Raw genomic sequence first — 1,921 nt, 5'->3', positions numbered from 1 at the left:
GGCATAAAGCAATCCGATGTAAAATCCATCAGAATAATTTATGCTGTGCCTCTTTTTAATTTGATTGAATGTGGTATGGTTTAGGACCAGATAAAATGCGGGATAACAAGATGGAAAGCATCTGAAGATCAAGATGACAAACGAAAGGAAAGAGGTTCTTAAAGAGCTATTTGACGATTGTAAGAAGGAAGAAATACATCATAATGCAATAAGACGCTTGACCTATGTTTCTGCGCTGTTCGATCTTTCTGCAGAAGACAACGCAACAGTGGCATCAATCATACTTGACCCCTGCAACTTTGAAAATGGAAAGCCTTATATTGGTGATTTCTATCAGTCTGCTATAGGCCTAATCATTGGTAATAGAGAAGAAATAATCAAGTTTGACAATGATGAAAACGGGTACTGGGAGATACTGATAGAGCAAATTAAAAAGAATGCTTCAGATGAGTCAATAACTGATTATACGAATATGCTTAATAGTGGTATCAGCTATGCTCAGCATAATCAAATGACAGAGGAACAGGTACAACAGTTAGCCACAGTATTGTATCCATTTTGTAAGAAGCTGGCTGATAACAATGCCGGTATCTCCTTTGGATTAATGGATGACGCTATCAGAAGTGGCCTGAGAACTTCTGCTGAACTGATGGGTGAAGCAATCTTAAGTAGCGGTTTGGCTAGTGGTGAGAAATCATACAGCTCGGATGCGGTTAGGGAGTTGCATGAGTTGTTTCAAGCAACAGATACACCGAGCAGTCTGCTTGATTTCTGCGTGAGTAAGATAGAAGACCGAGAGGACTATTATTTATCAACTCTCTTTTGTGGTAAGAAGAAATATGCAGTTGCATCGGTCAACATGCTATATTCGCTAATTCGCCATGAGATTCCAATCAGTGATGCTATTAAGAGAGCATTTGTTAATGCATTGATAACAGCAATGGGAATCGAAGTTACGTCATTTGTTCAAGCTGTGGAGTACCTAGTAAGAAGGGATTTGTATTCTGATGATGACATTAGGGTTATTGATCAGAGCCTTCCAAAGTTTCTCAACCTAACTGCTATTGATAAGAATGATTCGGATGATGTGGTTGGGGATAAGCTGGTGCTCAGAAAATTGATCGCAAATCTGGCTCATACAATGTATAAAGCTGAAAAGAAGAAAGGGCAGGAAGTCACCAAAGGTGTAGAGCAGTGGAAGGAGATAAACGCTGCTGACGATGAGTTCGCTGAGATAAGAAATAGCTGGGATGATGCGGAAGAAATTGCAGGATGATTGTGGATTTCATGATGAAGGAGGCAGTGTGATGGCAAGGACAAGGCCGTTCTCTTGATGAACGGATTGAGGAACAGGAGCAGGTGGTCAGTAAGGCTAAGGAGCACTATGAATCTGAAGTCAACAAGCTGGAGCAGTTGATGAATAAGCGTGACGAGCTCCAGGAAAAGAAACTCATGAAGGCTATCGAAGACAGCGACAGAAGCTTCGAGGAGATCATGCAGTTCCTTCAGTGTGACACCTCATCGGAGAATTCTGAGGACGTCGAGAGTTTATTTTTAGGAAAATCACACCGAAGCTCTTCTGGGACAGATCGAACTGGCAGGCGCTTTGCAAGAGGTGTCACGATCAGAAGACGATGAAGTACGATTCTCATCCAGTGTACAAGTATTAAGCATTACATCTGCTTGCTATTAGCAACACAAAGCGTTATATTGACACTAGGAAGGCTGAGTTGTAATCCGAGACGCCAGTTTGTAAGGCGAGATGCTTGTTTGTAAATTGAAAACTGCATATTTGTAAACGAAACGCCAATTTTGTACACCAGATGCCAGATTTGTAAGTGAGATGCTGCGTTTGTACACGAGATGCAGCCTGTTCAAGGCCTTTCTTTTCGTGTATGATGACCTTGACAGGCACGCCAAA

General features: G+C 41.6%; 3 protein-coding genes. 2 read left to right on the top strand and 1 reads right to left on the bottom strand.

The features are described 5' to 3' along the window. Positions 1 to 133: 133 nt before the first annotated feature. Together ACTQ1N_RS12565 and ACTQ1N_RS12560 are read left to right on the top strand one after the other, a co-directional pair. On the top strand, positions 134 to 1,276 hold the full coding sequence (locus ACTQ1N_RS12565; RefSeq protein ID WP_441956993.1) for a hypothetical protein: 1,143 nt from the start codon (positions 134 to 136) through the stop codon (positions 1,274 to 1,276). Between the two features lie 274 nt (positions 1,277 to 1,550). Continuing rightward, positions 1,551 to 1,670, top strand: a complete 120-nt coding sequence (locus ACTQ1N_RS12560; RefSeq protein WP_441956994.1) for an HNH endonuclease — start codon at positions 1,551 to 1,553, stop codon at positions 1,668 to 1,670. A 35-nt stretch (positions 1,671 to 1,705) separates the two neighbouring features. Here the strand turns inward: ACTQ1N_RS12560 and ACTQ1N_RS12555 are convergent. Beyond that, positions 1,706 to 1,921, bottom strand: a 216-nt coding sequence (locus ACTQ1N_RS12555; RefSeq protein ID WP_441956992.1) for a hypothetical protein, incomplete at its 5' end; no start/stop codon positions are given.

Source organism: Porcincola sp. LCP21S3_C12, from assembly GCF_052118625.1.
GTDB lineage: Bacteria > Bacillota > Clostridia > Lachnospirales > Lachnospiraceae > Porcincola.
This window is presented reverse-complemented; position numbering and strand designations above follow the sequence as displayed.

Excerpts from the sequence above, each read along its gene's own strand:
- ACTQ1N_RS12565 (WP_441956993.1), top strand. The coding sequence starts at position 134 with ATGACAAACGAAAGGAAAGAGGTTCTTAAAGAGCTATTTGACGATTGT.